The sequence below is a fragment of the Arthrobacter sp. NPDC080086 genome (assembly GCF_040702285.1).
In genome coordinates this window covers 19,924-40,728 of the sequence record NZ_JBFBKP010000037.1, presented here as the reverse complement: position 1 = coordinate 40,728, position 20,805 = coordinate 19,924, and the positions used below count along the sequence as shown (strand labels likewise).

Sequence of the window (20,805 nt, the reverse complement as noted above, 5' to 3'; positions counted from 1 at the left end):
GGCGGCGGCCGCCGTGCTGGCCGGTGCGGCCGGTGTTGCCGACGGCGAGGCCGGGGCGGAGGCGGGGGCGGCCTGGGAGACCTCCGACGCCTGCGCCTGGGTCAGGCTGTTCAGGGTGGCCTGGCCGAGTGAACCGAGGCCGACGACGGCGACGGCCGCCGCGGCGGCGAGGGACAGGACGCGGGGGGACTTCAGCCGAAGGGCGGTGCGTCGAAGGGGGGAGGGAGCGGACTGGTCACGACGGCGCGCGGGGGCGCACGTCTGATCCTGGGGTGCAGACATGGAAGGTTTACCTCTCAACGCCTGCGGAGTTAGCTGTCGGGTTCGGATGAGGTCATCCGGCCGTGGGACACCACGGCTTCACCCCGAGGGCAGGCCAACGCCATACCCGGGACACTTGGGTCCCCCGCCTCTGCCTTATATCTAGCGGATCCCGGGCGCGGCAGAGCTCAGCGACGCACGGAATTGGGACCAACGTTGACGGTCCACCCGTCGACCGTACGGCATCGAGCCGGTTAATCACAATTAAGTAACGGCAGTCACCGGCCTCCGCGTGGCGGCTTGAGATGCAGCCGGGCCGCGTCAGCGGCGGGCTTAGGGAACAAAGCGGCGGTCAGGGTCCGCGGCGTCCCGGCCAGGCGGAATGCAGCAGCGGGAGCACGGAGACGGCCAGGAGTGCCGTTCCGAGCACCGGGTCGTCGTGCCGGAGGATGGCGCCGGCAATCAGCAGGGCGGCGAAGAGGAGGGCGGACACCGCGCGGCGCACGGTGCGGTCCAGCCGGGCCACCTGGCGCTCCAGCCGGGGGTTGCCCACGGTCAGGGAACCCTCCTCGGCGCGCGCCGCCAGCCGGTCGAGGCGCTGCGGCAGGCGGAAGGCCACCGCCGCGGCGTCGAAGACCTGGCGGCCGGCGTCCTGCAGGAGGTTTCCGCGCTCCTCGCGCAGCAGCCGTGCCGCGTACGGCTCCACCGAGTCCCAGAGGTTGAAGCGCGGGTCGAGGGAACTGCACACCCCGGAGGTGAGCGACATCGCCCGGATGATGAGCAGGAAATTCTCCGGGACCTGAAACGGCAGCGAGCGGACCAGTTCGCCGAACTCGTTGGCGAAGGCCAGGAACTCCCGCGGGTCCACCTCGCGCAGTTCGGCGAAGCCCATGCCGCCGAAGCGGGTGAACAGCCGGGACATGGCCCGCTCCAGTTCGGCGGTATCCGCCGTGGGCAGCAGCACCCCGATCTCGCCGATCGCAGAGACCAGGCCTCCGCCGTCGCGCGCGGCCGCCGCGATGAGCAGCTTCCGCAGCCCGCTCCGGGTGCCCGGGGGCACCTCGCCCATCATGCCGAAATCGATGAACGTCAGCCGCCAGGGCAGCCCTCCGGCGCCGGGGGCCGGGGTGACGAAGATGTTCCCCGGGTGCGGGTCGGCATGGAAGAACCCGGTGGTGAAGAGCTGGTCGAACATCACCGATGCGAAGAGCGGAGCCACCTCCACGGGGTCTATCCCCGTGGCGCGGAGGCCGTCCGTGTCCGTGATCTTGATGGCGGTGACGTCTTCCAGGGTCAGGACCCGGCGGGTGGTCCGTTCCCAGGCGACGCGGGGGACCGCCACCCGCTCGTCGCCGGCGAAGTCGGCGTCGAACCGCTCGGAGTTGGCCGCCTCCTGCAGGTAGTCGACCTCCTCGAGGCTGGTCTGGGCGAACTCCTCCACCAGGGAGGGCATGTCCGCCCGGTCCGAGACCAGCCGGAAGTGGCTCAGCCAGCCGCCCACCCGGCGCAGGGCGGCCAGGTCGACGTCGACGATCGCCTCGATCCCGGGGCGCTGAACCTTCACCACGACGCCGCTCATGCCGGCATCCTCCGCCGCCGCGGGCAGCAGCGTCGCGCGGTGCGCCTGCCCGAGGGACGCCGCGGCGATGGGCGTCTCCTCGATGACGGCGAAGATGTTCTCCAGCGGTGTGCCCAGTTCTGCCTCGGCCAGGTCCCGGATGGCCGGGAACGCGACCGGGGGAACCTCGTCCTGGAGGTCCTCGAGTTCCCTGGTGATCTCCGGCGGGAGGACGTCCAGGCGCGAGGAGAGGAACTGGCCCACTTTGATCATCAGGCCGCCCAGCTCCACGGCCAGGGCGCGGAAGCGCCGGGCGAAGCGGATCATCCGTCGGGTCCGGCTGCGCTCGGTGATCCGTCGCAGGCCCAGGCGGGGGAGCAGCAGCTCGTGCCACCAGGTCACGGCGAGGTGCCAGGCCGCGAAGCGCAGGATCCTCCGGTAGCGGGCGCGGGTGCTCCCTGTCCCGGCCGCCGGGTCCGCCCGGGCCCGGCCAGCCTCCGCCACCCGCGTCAGTCCTGGGCCAGGATCGAGTACAGCCGGCGGCGCGCCTCGTCCAGCACGGCCACGGCCTGCTTGACCTGCTCCGGCGTGCCGGTGCGGCCCACCTGGGATGCGGCCTGGGCCAGCTCGATGCCGGCCTTCGGCAGTGCCCCGAAACCGGGGGCCTGGTCCGCGTCGGCGGACTCCCAGGGAGCGGAGGTGCCGCCGGAGACCTCTTCGCGGCCGGCGTCCGTCAGGGAATAGATCTTCCGCCCGTTGGACTCCTCGGCGCGGATCAGGCCCTCGTCGGCCAGCAGCTGCAGGGTCGGGTAGACGGAGCCGGCGCTCGGCTTCCAGCTGCCGCTGCTGCGCTCCTCGATCTCGCGGATGATCTGGTAGCCGTGCATGGGCCGCTCCGCCAGGAGCGCCAGTACGGCCGAGCGGACCTCGCCGCGGCCGGCGCGGCTGCCGGTGCGCTTTTCGAAGCGTGAACGCAGGTCCTCGACGGCCTGCCACATGCCATCAAAGCTGGGGGCGCCGAAACCGCCCATCGGGTATGAGTTACGCATGATGCTCTCCTCCAGGGGTTCGCTAACGATACTTAACGATACGTCCCGATATGCGGAAACAACAGGGTTGCGCTGTGGGCGATAGGGCTGCGGGTGTGGGAGCCTCAGGCGGCTGCGGGCCGGGGGAGGTGGACGAAGGCCTCGCCGCGCTGCTTCATCGCATCGAGGGCGCGGGCCAGGCCGGCCGCGGTCCCGCCGGCGGGGTGGTTGCCGTGGGAAATGACGATGTCCCCGGCGTGTGCGCCGGAGATTTCCTTGGCCACGGCCGGGGCGGGGAGCGTCGCACCGGCGTCGCCGTTGACGGAGAAGCCGACGGGTGTGACCCCGAGGGCGTGCACGATCTGGGCGGAGACATCGTCCAGATAGGCGGTCCCCGGCCGGAAGAAGAGCGGGCGCTTTCCGGTGAGCTCCGCGATGCGGGCGTCGTTGGTCATGATCTCGTCGTAGACCTCGCCCGGGTTGCGGGTGCCCGGAATGTTGTAGGCGCTCTTGCCGGACACGGACAGTGGCCGGTGTGAGGTGCCATGGTTGGCGAGCTCGAAGAGGGGATCCGCGGCGAGTTCAGCGGCCAGGGCGGCGTTGGCGGCGATCCAGCGGTGGTTGAGGAACAGCGTTGCCGGAACCCCGTGGCGGCGGAGTTCGATGAGGACGCCGGTGTCCGCGGCGTTGCCGCCGGTACCGCCGCAGAAGTCAAAGGTCAGGGCGACGCCGGCGGGCGCGGGCAGGCGCGAGAGCACGCCCGGGGCGGCGAGCCCCCAGTAGCCGGGGGTGCGATGGGAGAAGGCCCCAATGACCTGGTCGCGGGACGGGGCACCCTGGGGCTGGGCCGTGGCCGGGACCGGGGCAGGCTGCGCGTCGGCGCCGGCCGTCTCCACCAGCGGCCCGTCGGCCGGGGTTGCGTCGGGCTCGCGGAGATCCTTCGGGCGGCTGTCCTGAGGCAGCGCCGCCAGGGCCCCGAGGGAAAGGGCGGCAGCGGCCGCCAGGAATGACCTCCGGTCAGGGGTCCACGCCACGTGCATGTCCTTTCTCTTCGCGGCCCGGCTACTGGGTAGTCTGCGGAATCCTGCCGTCTCAAACCTCGCCCATCGTAGTGGACGCCGGGGCGTGCCGGCGCCCCGGTGACGCGGGGTCCGGTTGCGTGTCGCCCGCTACCCGCCGGCGGTGGCCTGGCAGGTCGTGTCGCTGCCGGTCTGGGACACTGCCCCGCCGGCCTGCGACGGCGGCGCCGCGGGCTTGGAACCCGTGGCGAAGTCCTCGCCGGCGTAGAGCTGGACGCCCTGAACCCCGGGGACCTGCTGCACGCTGGAGGCCGGGAGGCCGAACACCGCCGCCACGTCGGCGGCGACGTCCTCGAACCCGGAGCCGAAGTAGACCATGGTCTGCTGGCGCGGCTGGGCCGGGATGCGGGAGAGCTTCGTGAACCCGGCGTCGGAGAGGATCGTGCCGATCTCGGTGCCGCGGCTGGCGACGTTGGTGCCGTTGGCCACGGTGACCGGCTGCAGTGCCTTGTTGTAGGCGGGGGCGGCCGGGGCGCTGGAGGTCTCCGGGGCCGCCGAGGCCGGCGCGGGCTGGGACAGGTCCGGGCTGCGGCGCAGTGCGGCGAAGAGGTTGTCCGCCGCCGGCTCGTCCAGGGTCAGCCGGTTGGGATCCGACGGGGCCGGAACGGTGGGGGTGGTGATGAAGTTGACCTTGGCCGGGTCGATGTTCTTCAGCCGGTTGGCGAGGGTCAGCATGGTCGGGACCGAGGCGAGGCCGTCGTCGACGGTGAGGTTCTTGGTCATGGTGTCGGCAATGCTGAGCACCTTCTGCGGGTCGCTGAGCGTGCCGTCGGCCTTCAGCTTCCGGGTCAGGGACGCCAGGAACGACTGCTGGGCCTTGATCCGGCCGAGGTCCCCGCCGTTGGCGAAGGCGTGCCGGGTGCGCAGGAAGGCCAGGGCCTGTTCGCCCTGGACCTGGGAGGTGCCCTTGGGCAGCTTCAGGCCGGAGTCGGGATCGTTGACGGCGGTGTCCACGCAGACGTCGACGCCGCCGACGGTGTTGGAGAGTTCTTTCACCGCGTTGAAGTCGGCCATCATGAAGTGGTCGATTTCCATGCCGGTGAGCTTGTTGACGGTGTCCACCGCGCAGCCGATGCCGGCCTCGGCCATGGCGGAGTTGATCATGACTCCGGAGCGGGCCGCGTGCTGTTCGTTGGTGGCGCTGTCCTTGCAGGCGGGGACGTCCACCAGGAGGTCGCGGGGGAAACTGACGACGTTGACGTGGCTGTTGTCCGCCGAGATGTCCAGCAGCATCATCACGTCCGACTGTCCGTAGCCAGAGGAGTCGGCCGTCGAGCCGTATTGGCCGTTCTTGCCGCTGCGGGTGTCGCTGCCCAGGACCAGGATCTGCAGCCGGTCCTTACTGTCGTTGACCGGGCCCTCGGTGCGGACCCCGCCGGCGCCGAGCGCAGAGGTGCTGATGTTGGACTGGAGCCGCCAGAGCCAGTAGCCGCCGAAGGCGATCACGCCCACCAGGAGCACGGCCGCGGTGATGCCGGTGATCTTGAGCCAGCGCGGCCGGCGGGCCCGACGGTAGTTGCTGCTGCCCTCCACCAGGGTGCCGTAGCCCGGGTAGGGCTCAGGGGTCCCCTTGCCCGGGGCGGACGATTCGTGACGCAATGGAGCAACCTCTCGACAGACTCTCGAACCCGGCCATGATACTGGCCGTCGCTGGAGATTTGCCCGGAAAACGCCAGCGGCACCGGCCGGGGCGTGATGTCCCTGCCGGTGCCGCTGTCAACGAGCGAGTGGTTTCTCAGTCCACCTGGGCGGTCAGGCCGGCCGCCCGGACGGCGGTTGCGGCCGCCGTCTCGTCGTTGTCCGAGGTGTCCCCGCTGATGCCCACGGCGCCCAGCAGTGCGCCGTCGCTGTCGCGGATCAGGACCCCGCCCGGGACCGGGATCAGCCGGCCGCCGATCGCCGCGGCGGCCGCGGCGATGAAGTACGCCTGCTGCTCGGCGCGCGCCATGATCGAGCGGGAGCCCATGCCCAGGGCCAGCGCCCCGTAGGCCTTGCCCTGGGCGATCTCGAAGCGGTTGTTCGACGCGCCGTCCTGGCGGGCGGCCGCGGTGACGTGGCCGCCGGCGTCCAGGACGACCACCGTGAGCGGCTTGAAGCCGTGCTCGGCGCCCGTTGCGAGGGCCTGGTCGATGATGGTCCGGGCTGTGTCCAGGGTCAGGGTCATGAGGCGTTCCTTGCGAGGTCGTTGGCGTGCTTGTGGGCGGCCCGGCGGCGGTGCAGCACGGGTTCGGTGTAGCCGGAGGGCTGGGCGGCCCCCTCGAGGACCAGTTCGCGGGCGGCGAGGAAGGCCTCGCCGTCGAACGCGGGGGACATCGGCTGGTAGCCGGGGTCGCCGTCGTTCTGCCCGTCGACGACGGCGGCCATCCGCCGCAGCGAGGCCTCCACCTCCTCCTGCGTCACGATGCCGTGGAGCAGCCAGTTGGCCACGTGCTGGGAACTGATCCGGCAGGTGGCGCGGTCCTCCATCAGGGCGGTGCCGTGGATGTCGGGGACCTTGGAGCAGCCCACGCCGTCGTTGACCCAGCGGACCACGTAGCCCAGGGTGCTCTGGATGTTGTTGTCCAGCTCGTTCCGGCGGTCCTCGGCGGACCAGCCGGCCGGGTCGCCCAGCGGGATGGTGAGCAGCTGCCGGAGGGTGGAGCGGCGGTTGCCGGCCAGTTCGGCCTGCCGGGCGTCGACGTCCACCTGGTGGTAGTGGATGGCGTGCAGTGTCGCCGCGGTGGGGGACGGGACCCAGGCGCAGTCGGCGCCGGCCTGCGGGTGGCCGGCCTTCTGCGCCAGCATGTCCGCCATGTTGTCCGGGGCGGCCCACATGCCCTTGCCGATCTGGGCCCGTCCGGCGAAGCCGCAGGCCAGACCCGTGTCCACGTTTGACTCCTCGTAGGCCTTGATCCAGCTGGAGTTGCGCATATCCGCCTTGCGGACCATGGGGCCGGCGAGCATGGAGGTGTGGATCTCATCGCCGGTGCGGTCCAGGAAGCCGGTGTTGATGAAGGCCACGCGGTCCCGGGCTTCCTTGATGCAGGCCTTGAGGTTGGCCGAGGTGCGGCGTTCCTCATCCATGATGCCGATCTTCAGGGTCAGCGGCTCGAGCTTGAGTACCTTTTCGGCGCCGGCCAGCAGCGCGCAGGCCACGGCGACCTCCTCGGGGCCGTGCATCTTGGGCTTGACCACGTAGGCGGACCCGGCACGGGAGTTCCGGCCGGCCGTGGCGCCGCGCAGGTCGTGCACCGAGCCCAGCCCGGTGAACAGTGCGTCCAGGATCTCCTCGGGGACGGGCTGCCCGTCGGCGTCCAGGACGGCGTCGCTGGTCATCAGGTGGCCCACCTGGCGGATCAGCAGCAGGGAACGGCCGGGCAGGACCAGCTCGGAACCGTCGGGGGCGGTGTAGCTGCGGTCCTCGTTCAGCCGGCGGGTGTAGCTGCGGCCGCCCTTGGACACCTCGGCGGTGAGCGTGCCCTGCATCAGCTTCAGCCAGTTGCGGTAGCCGTCCACCTTGTCGCCCCCGTCGACGGCGGCCACGGAGTCCTCGAGGTCCATGATGGTGGTCAGCGCCGATTCGAGGACGATGTCCTTGACGCCGGCCGGATCACCAGAGCCGATCGGATGCCCTCGGTCCACCTGGATCTCGATGTGCAGCCCGTGGTGGACCAGCAGGATGGCTTCGGGCTGGTCTTCGGTGCCGCGGTAGCCGACGAACTGGGCGGGATCGGCCAGGCCGGTGGTTCCGCCGGGGGTCTCGGCGGCGAGCGCGCCGTCGGTGATCCGGTAGGCCGTGACGTCGGCGTGGGAGCCGGAGGCCAGGGGCGTGTGCTCGTCCAGGAGCCGTCGGCCGAAGTCGACGACGGCGGCGCCGCGGACGGGGTTGTAGCCTTCCGTGTGCCCGCGGCCGTCGGCGTCGTCGATGGCGTCGGTGCCGTAGAGGGCGTCGTAGAGCGAACCCCAGCGGGCGTTGGCGGCGTTGGCGGCGAACCGTGCGTTCAGCAGCGGGACCACCAGTTGCGGGCCGGAGACGCTGGCGATCTCGCTGTCCACGCCGTCGGTGCTGATGCTGAAGTCGGCCGGTTCCTCCACCAGGTAGCCGATCGAACGCAGGAACTCCTCGTACGCCTCGGGATCGATCTCAGCGCCGCCCTGGGTGCGGTGGTACTCGTCGATCTGCTGCTGCAGCCGGTCGCGGACCTCGAGGAGTTCGCGGACGCGGGGGGAGAATTCGGCGATCAGGCCGGCCGCGCCGTCCCAGAACTCCCCGGCGTCGAGTCCGGTGCCGGGCAGCGCCTCGTCCCGTACGAAGGAGTACAGCTCCTCCGCGACGTGGAGTCCGTTGGTCTCCAGGTGATTCGACATTCCGGTCACGCTCCGTTCAGTTGCTGTGGTGCATTGCGGTGGCTCTGCGGTGTCTCAGCAGTTCCGTAATGCGGAAATAAAATATCAATAAGTAAAAACTATCCAGCCCCGCGGCGGACTGTCAACGCCCGTTCGCGGACCGTCGACGGTGGTCCGACCATTCTGCGGCAACCTGTTGACTGTGATGTGGATCGCACATATGGTCTATCCACACAATAAGAGATTTATTTCGCCATGCGGAAAATCTTCCCGTCGCCCCATGACGCCCGGGTCAGAGGCCCGCCACCACTCGTAAAACAAAGGAGTTTTTGTGAGTCCCAGGTTTGAGCCGTTTCAGCAGGTCGTAGACCCGATCGCCGGGTCCCTTGCTGTTTCCGCCGTGGTGGCCGCGCTGCCGCTGCTCCTCTTGTTCGTCCTGCTCGGCGTGTTCCGGGTCAGGGCGCCGAAGGCAGCCATCGCCAGCCTGCTGCTCTCGATCGTCCTGGCGATCGTGGGCTGGCATATGCCGATTGTCCAGGTCCTCAGCGCCACCGCCCAGGGTGCCTTCTACGCGATCTTCCCGATCCTCTGGATCCTCATCAACGCGTTGTGGGTCTACAAACTGACCGTGGCCACCCCGTGGTTCGAGGCGCTGGGCCGCACCATCCGTTCCATCTCGAACGACCTGCGGATCCTGGCCATCCTGGTGGCGTTCTGCTTCGGCGCCCTGCTCGAGGCCCTCGCCGGCTTCGGCGCGCCGGTGGCCATCTCCGGGGCCATGCTGATGGCGGCCGGCATGAAGCCGCTGAAGTCGGCCATCGTGGCGCTGCTGGCCAACACCGCGCCGGTCGCGTTCGGCGCCATGGCCGCGCCGATCATCGCGCTCAACGGTGTCACCAACATCCCGCTGCACGACCTCAGCTCCATGGCCGGCCGGCAGACCCCGTTCGTCGCGGTCCTGGTCCCGCTGATCCTGGTCTTCATCGTCGACGGCAAGCGCGGCGTGCGCCAGACCTGGCCCGTCGCCCTGGTCTCGGGCGTCGTCTTCGGCGTGGCCCAGTTCCTGGCCTCGAACTTCCTGGTGGTGGAACTGACCGACGTGATCGCCGCGATCGCCACCGTGGCCGTCGTCCTGGTGATGCTCCGGTTCTGGCAGCCCGCCGAGATCGTGGGGATGCACGATGTCGCAGACACAGACACAGGCAGCGACACCGACGCCGCCGAAGCCGACCTGGTGGGCGCCACGGCCACCGGGCGCACCGGCTACGGCACCTCCTCCGGCCTGGGCGGCGTCAGCCGCAACGGCCAGCCCCTTCCGGCTCACGCTGCAGGCGCTGCCGGATCGGACGCGGCCGGGACCGGCACGGACACCGTCGCCCGGCCGCCGGCCCGCGATGTGTGGATGGCGGTGGCCCCCTACCTGATCATCATGGCCGTCTTCTCCATCGCCCAGCTTCCCGGCGTCAAGAACTGGCTCACCGCCGTCGGCTCCGTCACCTTCGACTGGCCCGGCATCGACGCCGTCGACCCCTCCGGCCACCAGGTCTCCGCCCACAAGTTCAAGCTGGACCACCTCAAGGCCACCGGCACCCTGCTGCTGATCTCCGGCATCATCACCATGGCGCTGTACCGGCTCAAGCCCCTGCAGGGACTGCGGATCTACCGCGACACCCTCTTCCAGCTGCGCTGGACGATCGTCTCGGTCACCTCCGTCCTGGCCCTGGCGTTCGTCATGAACGTCTCCGGCCAGACCAACTCACTCGGGTTCGCCCTCGCCTCCGCCGGCGGCTTCTTCGCCTTCCTCTCCCCGCTGCTGGGCTGGATCGGCGTGGCCCTCACCGGGTCCGACACCTCGTCCAACTCGCTCTTCGGTCAGCTCCAGGTCACCGCCGCGCAGCAGACCGGCCTCTCGCCGGTCCTGATGGCCGCATCCAACTCCTCCGCCGGCGTCCTCGGCAAGATGCTCTCGCTCCAGAACCTCGCGGTGGCCTCCGCCGCCGTCGGCCTGGACGGGGCCGAGAGCGTCCTGTTCCGCAAGCTCCTCGGCTGGAGCCTTGGCCTGCTGGCCTTCATCACCATCCTTGTCCTGCTGCAGTCCACCCCGGTCCTGGGCTGGATGGTCCCCTAGGGACCCCGCCCGCGCCGATCACCTCCTGCACCCGATAGAAAGCAGTCCCCGTGAGCACCACCGCCAATGACACCACCGCCACCCGTTCCGCCGCCGGCCTGATCGCCGCCGCTCGGAACGGCTCCACCGAGGAAGCCGACCGCCGGAGCGTCAACACGGACCGCTCCGGCTACACGCCTTCGTCCCTGCCGGACGGCGTCGTGTACGCCACCGCCGTCAAGGACGTAGTGGACACCATGGTCCGGGCGACGGCGGACCGGATCCCCGTCGTCGCCCGGGGAGCGGGGACCGGCCTCGCCGCCGGCTCCTCCGCCCAGGCGGGGGAGATCGTCCTGGACCTCTCGCGGATGAACCGGATCCTGCGCATCGATCCGCTGGAGCAGCTGATCGTGGTCGAACCGGGGGTGCTCAACGCCGAGGTCAACGCCGCCGCGGCCGAGCACGGACTCTTCTACGCGCCGGACCCGGCGAGCACGGCCATCTGCTCGATCGGCGGCAACATCGCCACCAACGCCGGGGGCATGCGCTGCGCCAAGTACGGAGTCACCCGCGAATCCGTGCTGGCGCTCAAGGTGGTGCTGCCGGACGGCCGGATCCTGGTCACCGGCCGCGAGACCATCAAGGGCGTCACCGGCTACGACCTGAATGCGCTGTTCATCGGCTCCGAGGGCACCCTGGGCGTGGTGGTGGAAGCGACGCTGCGGCTGCGGCCCATGCCGGTCTCCACCGCCACGGTAGCCGCCTACTTCCCGGACATCGTCGCCGCGGCCGAGGCGGCGTCGGCGATCATCGCCTCCCGCATCACGCCCTCGGTGCTGGAACTGATGGACGGGCCCACCCTCGCCGCCGTCGACGCCGCCCTCGGCACCGACTACCGCAGCCGGGGCGGGGCCTTCCTGCTCGCCCAGACCGACGGCTACGGCGCGTTCCTGGAGCAGGACGTGCTGATCAAGGCGATCGAACCGTTCGCCACCTCGTACGAGAAGGCCACGGACCCGGACCACACCGCGGAGCTGCTCCGGGCCCGCCGCGAGGCCATCCCGTCCCTGGAACTGCTGGGCACCGTCTGCATCGGCGACGTCGGCGTTCCGCGCGGCCGCCTGGCCGAGATGGTCACCGGCATCGAGGAGATCTCCCGCCGCACCGGCGTGAGGATCTTCACCGTGGCCCACGCCGCCGACGGGAACCTGCACCCGATGATCGTCCTGGACGAGGGACAGCCTTCCACCGAGGGCCCGGCGAAGGCCGCGCTGGCGCAGATGTTCGAGCTGGCCCGGAGCCTCGGCGGAACCCTGACCGGCGAACACGGGGTGGGACTGCTCAAGCGCGACTGGCTGGTGGACGAGCTGGGCAACGATTCCCTCGGCCTGCAGCACGCTATCAAGGGCGTCTTCGATCCGCTGGGCATCCTCAACCCGGGCAAGGGCATCTAGGGGCATCCTTCCGGGGGATCCGGTGGTGGCCGCGAGGCCCTGCGGTATCGTGGGCCTCGGAAACTTTCACGATGCGGATATTTCGCTCCGCGGTGCGCTCACCCGGCGCGAAGGGTGTCCACGCAACGTGAGTCAGGAAAAGGTGCCGGCCGGCGACGGCCGGCACCCAAGAGGAGGGGTGGCATGGCGGAACGGGCCGCAGGCGGCGTGCAGTCGGTGGAGCGGGTCTTCGAGCTGCTGGAGCTGATCGCCGACGCCGGGGGAGAGGTGATGCTCAGCGAGCTCTCCTCGGCCACCGAGCTGCCGCTGCCCACCATCCACCGGCTGCTGCGGACCCTGGTGACGCTGGGCTACGTCCGCCAGCTGCCCAACCGCCGGTACTCCCTGGGCCCGCGGCTGATCCGGCTGGGCGAGGGGGCGTCCAAGCAACTGGGAGTGCTCGCCCGGCCGCAGCTGAAGCCCCTGGTGGACCGGCTGGGCGAGACCGCCAACGTGGCCATGCTCGACGGGGACATGGTGGTCTATGTCGGCCAGGTCCCCTCCCGGCACTCCATGCGGATGTTTACCGAGGTGGGCCGGCGCGCGCACCTGCACTCCACCGGCGTCGGCAAGGCGATCCTCGCCCAGCTCGACGACGAGCGGGTGCGGGCGATCGTGTCCCGGACCGGCATGCCGGCCGCGACGCCCAAGAGCATCGGCGACGTCGAGACCCTGCTGCAGGACCTGGACACCATCCGGCGCCGCGGCTACTCGATCGATGAGGAGGAGCAGGAACTCGGGGTGCGGTGCTTCGCCGCCGCGGTGGCCGACGCCCCGACGCCGATGGCGATCTCTGTCTCCGGCCCGGTCTCCCGCGTGGACCAGGCGTTCGCCGACCGCGCCGTCCCCCTGCTGCAGGAGGCCGCCGCCGCGATCTCGGCGGAACTGAGCCTCGCCTAGGCCCCTCGCGGGCCTGCTCCCGGGGCTACTCCGGACCTTCCGCCCCACCTTCCGCCGGACCTTCTACCTGCGGCCGGAGCGCCGCTGCGTAAGACTCGAGCCGGTGCTGCATGTCCCAGTACGGGGTGGCGGACGGGACGGTGCGCCCGTCCCGCAGGGCCGCGACGGACGCGATGGCGGCATCCACCGCCGCGCGGTAGGGCAGCGACCCGGAACTGACGCGCCGCACCCCGAGCCCACCAAGTTCCGCCACGGTCAGGGTGGGATGCGGCAGGACGTTCACCGGCAGCTCCAGGGCCCCGGTGATGGCCTCGATCTCGGCCGGGTTCGCAAGCCCGGGGACGAAGATGCCGTCCGCCCCGGCGTCGGCATAGCGCCGGGCCCGCACCAGCACGGCGTCCACGGTCGGGTCCTCCTTGAACCACAGGTTGTCCACCCGGGCGTTGATGAACACGCCGGGGCAGCGGTGCCGGACGGCGGCGATCTTCGCGGCGGCGTCCTCCGGGGCCACCAGATGCCCGTCCAGGCTGTCCTCCAGGTTGATGCCGGCCACGCCCGCCTCCACCAGGCCCGCGACAAAATCGGCCGCCTCGCCGGGATCCGTGGAGTAGCCGTCCTCGACGTCGGCCGTCACGAACACCGGCAGCCGGCACAGCAGCGGCACCAGCGCCGCCGTCGCCGCCTTGCTGGCCCGCCCGCCGTCGGGATAGCCGGCGCTTGCCGCCACGCCGAAGCTCCCGAAAAGTGTCCATGTGTCCTCCTTCTCTCCTCCCCGCCGTTGTTCCAGCCGGTGCCCGCCCCTGGATATGGGTCTACGCCGGGTCCCGGAGTCCGTCAACGGCTGTCAGGCTGTGCGGCTAGCATGGCCGCATGAACGAGACGACGAAGAACACCGCCCGCACCGTGGCCGTGCTCGGCCTGGGCATCATGGGCGCCGCGATGGCCCGCAACCTTCTCCGCGCCGGCCTCGACGTCCGGGTCTGGAACCGCGACCCGGCCAAGACCGGCCCCCTGGCCGATGCCGGCGCGCACGCGGCCGCGACCCCCGCCGAGGCGGTCGAGGGCGCCGACGTGGTCCTGACGATGCTCTACGACGCCGCCGCGGTGACGGAGGTGATCCGGCAGGCAGCCCCCGGCATCACGCCCGGCACCGCCTGGGTGCAGTCCACCACGGTAGGCGTCCACGACGCCGGGGCCCTGGCGGAGCTTGCCCGCGAGGTGGGACTGGAGCTGGTGGAGGCTCCGGTGTCCGGCACCCGCGAACCCGCCGAGGCCGGCCAGCTGCTGGTGATCGCCGCCGGTGCGCCCGCGGTGCGGGACGCCGTGGCACCGGTCCTGGACGCGATCGGGGCGCGCACCACCTGGACCGGTGAGGATGCCGCCGCCGGTACCGCCGCCCGCCTGAAGCTCGTGGTCAACAGCTGGGTCATCGCGGCCTCCAACGCCACCGGCGAGATCCTGGCCCTAGCCGGGGCGCTGGGGGTGGAGCCGCAGCAGTTCCTCGACCTGATCGAGGGCGGCGGACTGGATCTGCCCTTCCTGCGGGGCAAGGCCGGACTCATCCTCGGCGACAAGCTGGACCCGGCGTCGTTTGCCGTGGACACCTCGCTCAAGGACGCCCGGCTGATCCTGGCGGCGGCAGCGGAACAAGGCATCCGCCTCGACGGGACCGAGGCCGCGGCGGCCCGGCTGGAGCGGGTGGCCGCCCAGGGCCGGTCCAAGCAGGACATGGCGGCCGCGTACTACGCCAGCACGCCGGCGGACGGCGGGGCCGGGGACTAACGGTAACCGTCAGGACCGGCCGGCCCAGGGATCGTAGTCGGCCAGCAGTTCTTCCTGCGGCGGCCGCCGGTCCTCCGGGATGTGCTGGAGGTTGATCCGGACCCGGTACCAGAGCGAGCTGGAGCCGCGCATCCCGTCGACCAGGACGTCGGCGGGGTGCAGGCCTGCCGCCGTCCCGGCATGGCCCGCCTTCCACGCCTCAAGGGCCGCGAGCGCCTCCGCCTTGGTCCTGGTCCGCGCCACCTCGATCAGCGGCATCACGGACTGGCGCCGCCCGGAGCCGTCCTTTCCGGCGCCCCTCGGCGCCTTTTCCGCCGGGCCCAGCGTCCCGGCCAGCTCCAGCAGGGCCGCCAGGCTGCCGGCGGCCTCATCGATGCCCGCATGCGGGTCGCCGTCCTTTGCGTACCGGTCCGGCAAGGTCAGCACGGTGAACTGCTCCGGCCGGGCGGACGGCACCTCCTGCCAGGTCAGCGGCGCGGACACCCGGGCGTCGGGGAGCGGACGCACCGAGTAGGCGGAGGCCACGGTGCGGTCCTTGGCGTTCTGGTTGAAATCGACGAAGACGCTCTCGCCGCGTTCCTCCTTCCACCACCGGGCGGTCGCTAGGCCCGGGGCCCGGTTCTCCACCTCCCGGGCCAGGGTCTCGGCGGCGAGGCGCACCTGCGGGTAGGACCAGTCCGGCGTGATGCGGACCAGGATGTGCAAGCCGCGGGAGCCGCTGGTCTTCGGCCAGCCGACCAGCCCGACGTCGTCGAGCACGCCCCGGGCGATCAGGGCGGTGTCCACGATCTGCTCCCAGCCGACGCCCGGCATGGGGTCCAAGTCGATCCGCAGCTCGTCCGGGTGCTCGAGGTCGGCGGCCCGGACGGGGTGCGGGTTCAGGTCGAGGCAGCCGAGGTTGACCAGCCAGGCCAGCCCGGCGGCGTCCCGGATCACGGCCTCCTCCGCGGAGGTCCCGGAGGCGTAGTGCAGGGTCGCGGTATCGATGAAGTCCGGATGGTTCTCCGGGACCCGCTTCTGGAAGAACGGCTCCGCGTCGATGCCCTTGGGGAACCGTTTGAGGACCATCGGCCGGCCGCCCGCGCCGCGGAGGGCGCCGTCGGCGACGGCGAGGTAATAGTGCACCAGGTCCAGCTTGGTCAGCCCCGGCCCGGGGAAGACCACCTTGTCCGGGCTGGAGATGCTCACCTCGTGCCCGGCCGCGGTGATGATCTCAGGCGGAGTCTTCGACGGGCTCATGCGGCCACGCTAGCAACGTTCCCGCGCCCCAACCAGAGGCCACCGCGGCCCGCTGCCAGCCGGCCATCAGGTTCTGCCGGGATAATCCGCAGTCAGCAACGGTACACACCGCGTGCGCCCGGTCCGCGGGCTGCTCGGCGGTGACGAAGGAGGATCCCCATGTGCGAGCAGGAATACCAGAATCCGGCGCCGGAGCCCGCCGCGCCGTCGCCCGCCGCGCCGTCGAAGGGTCCGGCGGCCCTCTGGTCCGACGGGCTGGGCCGCGCCGGGACGCGGGCGGCGCAGGTGCTCCTGCTGGTGGGGCTGGCGTGGGTGGTGATCCGGGTCCTGATCCTGGTGCCGCTCGTGGTCATTCCGGTGCTCCTGGCGGTAATTCTCGCCGCCGCCATCTCCCCGCTGGTGCGCTGGCTGGCCGGCCACGGCTGGCCGCGGGCCCTGGCCGTGCTGACCTCCTTCGTCGCGGTCCTGGCCGTGTTCGGCGGCGTGGTCACCGCCGTCGTCGCCCTGGTACGGATGCAGTTCAAGGAGCTGGTGACCCGCGCACTGGCCGGGATCGACCAGCTGCACGCCTTCCTGAATAACGGGCCGGTCCCGGTCTCGGACCAGGAGCTCGCCAACGCCAAGGAATCGGTGCAGAAGTTCTTCAGCAGCGGCAACCTGGGCTCCGACGCCCTCACCGGCCTGCGCACCGGCGGGGAGATCCTCGCCGGCATAGTCCTGATGGCCGTCATCCTGTTCTTCTTCCTCAAGGACGGGGCCGTGATCCGGGCCTTCCTCTTCGGGTTCCTCCCGGCCCGGCACCGTGACCGGGCGCACCGCGCCGCCGCGGCCAGCACCCGCGTCCTCGGCGGCTACGTGCGGGGCACGGCGCTGATCGCCGCGATCGACGCCGCCATTGTCGCCGTCGCACTGCTGATCCTCGGCGTCCCGCTGGCGGTGCCGCTGGCGGTCTTCGTGTTCATCGGCGGGTTCATTCCGATCATCGGCGCCACCGCCGCCGGCAGCCTCGCCGTCCTGGTGGCCCTCGTCTCCAACGGCCCGGTACCTGCCCTGGTGGTCCTCGCCGTCCTGATCGGCGCCAACCAGCTCGAACACCATGTCCTGCAGCCGCTGCTGATGGGCAAGGTGCTAAACATCCACGGGCTGGTGATCCTGCTGTCCCTGGCCGCCGGGACCATGCTCGCCGGTGTCATCGGGGCGCTGCTGGCGGTGCCGCTGGCCGCCGTCGGCTGGACCATCATCAAGGTCTGGACCGGGCGCGACGCCGCCGACCTGCCGGCATCCGGGCAGTCCCCACCCCACGAGCCGGCAGTCGCGGGGTAGGCCCGTCCAGAGCCACGAATCACTAGCCCGGGCCCGTCGCCGCGTCAGTAGGTCGCGGCGTTCGAGAGGATCAGCGGCGGCTGCGGGGCCTGGTTGAAGTCGAACGCCGTGGTCAGGTCGCCCAGCAGGGGGTTGGTCTCCCGCACGCTGGGCCGGCCGTCGGGGCGCCCGTCGGTGCCGGGGTCGATCCGCTGGCCGTGCAGGAAGTCGTCCTCGATGAACTTGATGTAGGCGTCGTGGCTGGTGGTCTGGTGGTCGATGTAGCCCTTCCGGGCGTACGGGCTGATGATCAGTCCGGGCACCCGGAGGCCGTAGCCGTTCTCGTCCGCCACGGGCGGGGCCACGTGGTCGTAGAACCCGCCCCAGTCATCCCAGGTCAGGAAGATCGCGGTGCTGTCCCAGTCCGGTCCGGACATGACAGCGTTGACCAGGCCGGCCACGTAGGCCTGGCCGGTCTTGATGCTGGCCGGGGCGTGTTCGCTGACCTTGTCGGTGGGCGCCACCCAGCTGACGGCCGGCAGGGTGCCTTGCTTGGCGGCGTCGTAGAAGTTCCCCAGCGCCTGGATGTTCCCCAGCTCGCCGTCCTCCTTGACCGTGTCGAAGTACAGCAACGGATTCCAGAGGCCCGGCGTCTTGGCGTCCTGCTTCACCGGGGCGCAGGTCGCGGCGTCGTCCCGGCAGTCCGGTTCGGTCCCGTTGAAAACGTAGTAGGCCCACGGAACGTGCTGCTGGTGGAGCAGATAGGTCAGGTCCGTCCAGGCGTAATCGGGGAGCTCGAGCTTCTTGGCGGCATCGCTGAGCTTTTTCTTCAGCGCGGCCGGGACCTGGGCCGCGTCAACCGCGGCCTGGCAGCTGGGGTAGGAGTCCGTGGGCTTGCAGCTGGCGCTGATCAACTGATCGATCTCGGTGGCCAGGTCCGGGCTGATGCCGGCCGCCTTGAGCGCGTCCTGGCAGGGCTGCAGGTCCAGGCCGGTCTGGCACTTGCCGATCAGGGTGTTACGGATGATCTCCGGGTCGGGTCCGCTGTCCGGGTTCTGCAGTTCGTTGACGCACGACGACGGGTCCCCGGCCCTGCTGCACTTCGCTGACCACTCCGAGACCAGATAGAGGTGGGCGGGCAGGCTCCAGGCCGACGCCGCGGCGAAGAGGTGGTCCTGCAAGGTGAAGTTCTGGGCGTAGGCCCAATAGTTCGGCAGGTCGGTGCCGTCGTGATAGCCCATCACGTCGGTGGCCTTGGTGTTGTACTGGCAGGCCGCAGCCGTGGCGGCGCAGCCGGAGAGCCCCTTCTCCGCCTGGGCCACGAAGCCGTCCATGGCCCCGCCGTTGACGTCGGCGACCTCGTCGGAGTGGCTGTGCGGTGCCCCCGCGTTGTTGACCTCCGGGTTGTGGTAGGGCCGGATGCAGCCACCGTGGCCCGGATCGGGCAGGCAGACCGACGGCGTCCCATCCTGCATGGGGATGCCGTCCGCCCCGGGGTAGGTGCCGAAGTAGCTGTCGAAGGACCGGTTCTCCTGGGTGATGATCACCACGTGCCTGATCTTGGCGATGCCCTGGGCCGGCGCCTGCAGCAGTTGGAGACCGCCCAGGACGTTGCCGATCAGCCCGGTGCCGCCCGCTCCGGCGCCGGCCAGCACCGCCACCAGCACCAGCAGGGCCACGGTGGAGCCGGCGGCGATCACCAGGCGTCGCCGCCCGAACCGGCCGATGCGGCCACGGAGGGTGCGCTGACTCATGGCTGCCCCTGGGATCCGGAGCGGTAGACATCGCCGCCGAAGGCGTTGACCCCGGGCTGGGCCGCGCCGGCCAGGCGGGGCAGGCCGAAGATGTCCTCCATGCTGGCCAGCAGGCTGTAGTGGTTGTACGCCCGGTCCGAGCTGCCGCCCGGGACCGTGAACGGCGAGAGCACCAGGGCCCCGACCTTGCCTCCCGCCGTGCCGCCGGCGACGCCCGACGACGGTCCGACGGCGCCGCCGTCGGCCTCGTCGAAGGTGATCACCAGCATGCCGTCCTGCTGGTAGGCGGGGGAAGCGAGGATCGCCGGGACCTGGCTCTTCAGCCACTCATCCGCCGTGCCCAGGCCGCCGGCGGTTCCGTCCACGCAGGGGCTGTCGTGGCCGTCGTGGCAGAGGTTTGGCGTGATGTAGGACAGGTTTGGGGTGGTGGCTGCGGAGGAGAGGTCGTGCGCCAGCGCCGAGTAGTTGACGACGTTCCGGCCGCAGCCGGAGCCGTCCGTGATGGAGCGGAAGTAGACGAACGGGTTGTGCCGGGTGGCGTACTGGTCCCCGGCGGTGGCGGCGACGTGGGTGTCGACGGCGTCCGGTTGCGGGTGCTCGCACGGGGTGGCCATGTCCTCCATGTAGCCGCGCCAGGTCTTGTGCGCCGCGTCCAGTTGCCCGGCGAGGGTGGGAACGTCGGCCGGGAAAAGGCACCCGTCGCCCAGCAGTTGGCCCTGGGAGTCCAGCCCCGTCCCGCTGAAGGGCGTGTACGTGTGGCAGTCATGTTCGGTGCTGGTGTTCGGCGGCTGGCCGGAGATCTGGGCCAGGTAATTCGGCAGCGAGTTGTGGGAGACGCCGTAGTAGCTGTCCAGCAGGACGCCCTGGGCGCGCAGGGTGCCGGAGAGGTAGGGGGCGGGGGAGCCGTTGCCCCAGACCCGGTCGAAGCCTTTGTTTTCGAGGTTGATCACGAAGATGTGCCCGGGCGTGCCGGTCCGTTGGGGCGCGGCGGCGGGAGGCTGGCAGGCCGTGACCGCGGTGAGAAGCAGGGCGAGCAGGAAGGCGACCCGTGCGGCATGGCGGCGCCGACTCCGGTGCGCGCTCCGGTGGGAAAGCAGGGTCACGGTCAGCTCCTCTCGGGACCGCCGGGGAAGCCGTTTCCGCGCCTCCGGGTGGGGGAGCAACGGGATACCCGGTTCAAAAACTGTGCCATGCCGCGGAGGCTCCGCTCCCGCGTGAAGGCTGTGAGTTCCCCTTGAATTTCGGTGGCCCGAAACTTACTGGCGTCTCGCCGGCTACTCGGCGCTGGGCCGGCGGCGCTGCTGCTTCGTCGCGGAGCGCAGTTTCTTCCCGGCCAGCCGCCGCCGGGTGGAGCCGCGGGTGGGGGAGGTTTTGCGCCGGGCGGCGGGTCCGGGCGCCAGTGCCTCCGCCACCAGGTGGACAAGGCGGGCTGCGGCGGCCTCCCGGTTGCGGAGCTGGGACCGGCGCTCGGACGCGGCGACGGTCAGGACACCGCCGGTCAGCCGGCCTTCCAACCGGCGGCCCAGCAACTCCCGCTGGTCCTCCCGCAGCGAGGGCGATCCGGTGACGTCCCAGGACAGTTCCACCCGGCTGTCCGAGGTGTTCACGTGCTGGCCGCCGGGGCCGGAGGAACGCGAGAACCGCCAGCGCAGTTCCGACGCCGGGATCGTCAGGGAATTGTTCACCTCCAGGTCCATGCCACCAGCGTGTCACAGAACTCGCGGCCGTCGGCGGAACGATTGGCGGGACGACCCGGCGCCGCGCCCGCCGCCGTCGGGCCCCTCACCCGGCGCTCCGCCCTGCGGTGCGGCGTGGCGCCGTTCCGGGTGCGGCGTGTAATCTCTGAACACGGCGATGGATCCCGCCGGAACGGCCTGCACTCCGCACCCCGTTCGAACCGCCTCCTGGCTGATGGTTCCTGCCTTTGCACCAACGAAGGTGGGTGACCCGGGCTGACAGCCGCGTCGCCGCGACGC

The 20,805-nt window shown here is 70.9% G+C and carries 17 protein-coding genes and 2 riboswitches; of the genes, 5 read left to right on the top strand and 12 right to left on the bottom strand.

What is annotated here, in order from left to right; all coding sequences use genetic code 11:
* The 7 genes from AB0305_RS13690 to AB0305_RS13660 all read right to left on the bottom strand — a co-directional run.
* The coding region (locus tag AB0305_RS13690) for a hypothetical protein (protein WP_366173180.1) at positions 1–282 on the bottom strand (282 nt) is incomplete at its 3' end.
* Positions 283–288: 6 nt separating this feature from the next.
* Positions 289–439, bottom strand: a riboswitch (cyclic di-AMP (ydaO/yuaA leader).
* Between the two features lie 174 nt (positions 440–613).
* Positions 614–2,323, bottom strand: coding sequence for an AarF/UbiB family protein (locus AB0305_RS13685; RefSeq protein ID WP_364137577.1), 1,710 nt, complete (start codon positions 2,321–2,323; stop codon positions 614–616).
* Positions 2,324–2,328: 5 nt separating this feature from the next.
* Entirely contained in the window at positions 2,329–2,868 is a 540-nt protein-coding gene (locus AB0305_RS13680) for a PadR family transcriptional regulator (RefSeq protein ID WP_364137575.1), read from the bottom strand.
* 104 nt (positions 2,869–2,972) lie between these two features.
* Entirely contained in the window at positions 2,973–3,881 is a 909-nt protein-coding gene (locus AB0305_RS13675; protein WP_364137573.1) for a polysaccharide deacetylase family protein, read from the bottom strand.
* Positions 3,882–4,016: 135 nt separating this feature from the next.
* Positions 4,017–5,459 (bottom strand): LCP family protein, encoded by a 1,443-nt coding sequence (locus tag AB0305_RS13670; protein ID WP_364137954.1) that lies wholly within the window; start codon positions 5,457–5,459, stop codon positions 4,017–4,019.
* A 202-nt stretch (positions 5,460–5,661) separates the two neighbouring features.
* Complete coding sequence (locus tag AB0305_RS13665) at positions 5,662–6,090, bottom strand: heme-binding protein (RefSeq protein WP_364137571.1); 429 nt, start codon at positions 6,088–6,090, stop codon at positions 5,662–5,664.
* The gene (locus AB0305_RS13660; RefSeq protein WP_364137569.1) at positions 6,087–8,273 is read right to left on the bottom strand and encodes a malate synthase G; all 2,187 of its coding nucleotides are present in this window, start codon (positions 8,271–8,273) and stop codon (positions 6,087–6,089) included. Before AB0305_RS13660 ends, AB0305_RS13665 begins: the two co-directional genes overlap by 4 nt.
* Before the next feature lie 310 nt (positions 8,274–8,583).
* Between AB0305_RS13660 and AB0305_RS13655 the strand changes: the two genes are divergently transcribed.
* The 3 genes from AB0305_RS13655 to AB0305_RS13645 all read left to right on the top strand — a co-directional run bounded on the left by AB0305_RS13655 (position 8,584) and on the right by AB0305_RS13645 (position 12,752).
* Entirely contained in the window at positions 8,584–10,380 is a 1,797-nt protein-coding gene (locus tag AB0305_RS13655) for an L-lactate permease (RefSeq protein ID WP_364137567.1), read from the top strand.
* A gap of 50 nt (positions 10,381–10,430) precedes the next feature.
* A complete protein-coding gene (locus AB0305_RS13650; RefSeq protein WP_364137565.1) occupies positions 10,431–11,813 on the top strand; it encodes an FAD-linked oxidase C-terminal domain-containing protein in 1,383 nt (460 codons plus the stop codon).
* A gap of 183 nt (positions 11,814–11,996) precedes the next feature.
* Positions 11,997–12,752 (top strand): IclR family transcriptional regulator, encoded by a 756-nt coding sequence (locus AB0305_RS13645; RefSeq protein ID WP_290257998.1) that lies wholly within the window; start codon positions 11,997–11,999, stop codon positions 12,750–12,752.
* Positions 12,753–12,777: 25 nt separating this feature from the next.
* On the opposite strand, the gene AB0305_RS13640 is transcribed toward AB0305_RS13645, so the two are convergent.
* Positions 12,778–13,479: an isocitrate lyase/phosphoenolpyruvate mutase family protein gene (locus AB0305_RS13640; RefSeq protein ID WP_364137563.1), complete on the bottom strand. Its 702-nt coding sequence runs from the start codon at positions 13,477–13,479 to the stop codon at positions 12,778–12,780.
* A 143-nt stretch (positions 13,480–13,622) separates the two neighbouring features.
* On the opposite strand from AB0305_RS13640, the gene AB0305_RS13635 reads away from it, so the two are divergent.
* Complete coding sequence (locus AB0305_RS13635; RefSeq protein ID WP_364137561.1) at positions 13,623–14,534, top strand: NAD(P)-dependent oxidoreductase; 912 nt, start codon at positions 13,623–13,625, stop codon at positions 14,532–14,534.
* Between the two features lie 9 nt (positions 14,535–14,543).
* On the opposite strand, the gene ligD is transcribed toward AB0305_RS13635, so the two are convergent.
* Positions 14,544–15,773, bottom strand: a complete 1,230-nt coding sequence (gene ligD / locus AB0305_RS13630) for a non-homologous end-joining DNA ligase (RefSeq protein ID WP_364137559.1) — start codon at positions 15,771–15,773, stop codon at positions 14,544–14,546.
* A gap of 159 nt (positions 15,774–15,932) precedes the next feature.
* On the opposite strand from ligD, the gene AB0305_RS13625 reads away from it, so the two are divergent.
* Entirely contained in the window at positions 15,933–17,096 is a 1,164-nt protein-coding gene (locus tag AB0305_RS13625; protein ID WP_364137557.1) for an AI-2E family transporter, read from the top strand.
* Positions 17,097–17,140: 44 nt separating this feature from the next.
* Here AB0305_RS13625 and AB0305_RS13620 read toward each other — a convergent pair whose 3' ends face one another.
* The 3 genes from AB0305_RS13620 to arfB all read right to left on the bottom strand — a co-directional run bounded on the left by AB0305_RS13620 (position 17,141) and on the right by arfB (position 20,526).
* On the bottom strand, positions 17,141–18,829 hold the full coding sequence (locus AB0305_RS13620) for an alkaline phosphatase family protein (protein WP_364137555.1): 1,689 nt from the start codon (positions 18,827–18,829) through the stop codon (positions 17,141–17,143).
* Positions 18,826–19,932 (bottom strand): alkaline phosphatase family protein, encoded by a 1,107-nt coding sequence (locus tag AB0305_RS13615; protein ID WP_364137553.1) that lies wholly within the window; start codon positions 19,930–19,932, stop codon positions 18,826–18,828. The genes AB0305_RS13620 and AB0305_RS13615 overlap by 4 nt, the downstream gene beginning before the upstream one ends.
* Positions 19,933–20,103: 171 nt before the next feature.
* A complete protein-coding gene (gene arfB / locus AB0305_RS13610) occupies positions 20,104–20,526 on the bottom strand; it encodes an alternative ribosome rescue aminoacyl-tRNA hydrolase ArfB (RefSeq protein WP_290257990.1) in 423 nt (140 codons plus the stop codon).
* Between the two features lie 144 nt (positions 20,527–20,670).
* Positions 20,671–20,757: riboswitch (Fluoride riboswitch) on the top strand.
* Positions 20,758–20,805: the final 48 nt, after the last annotated feature.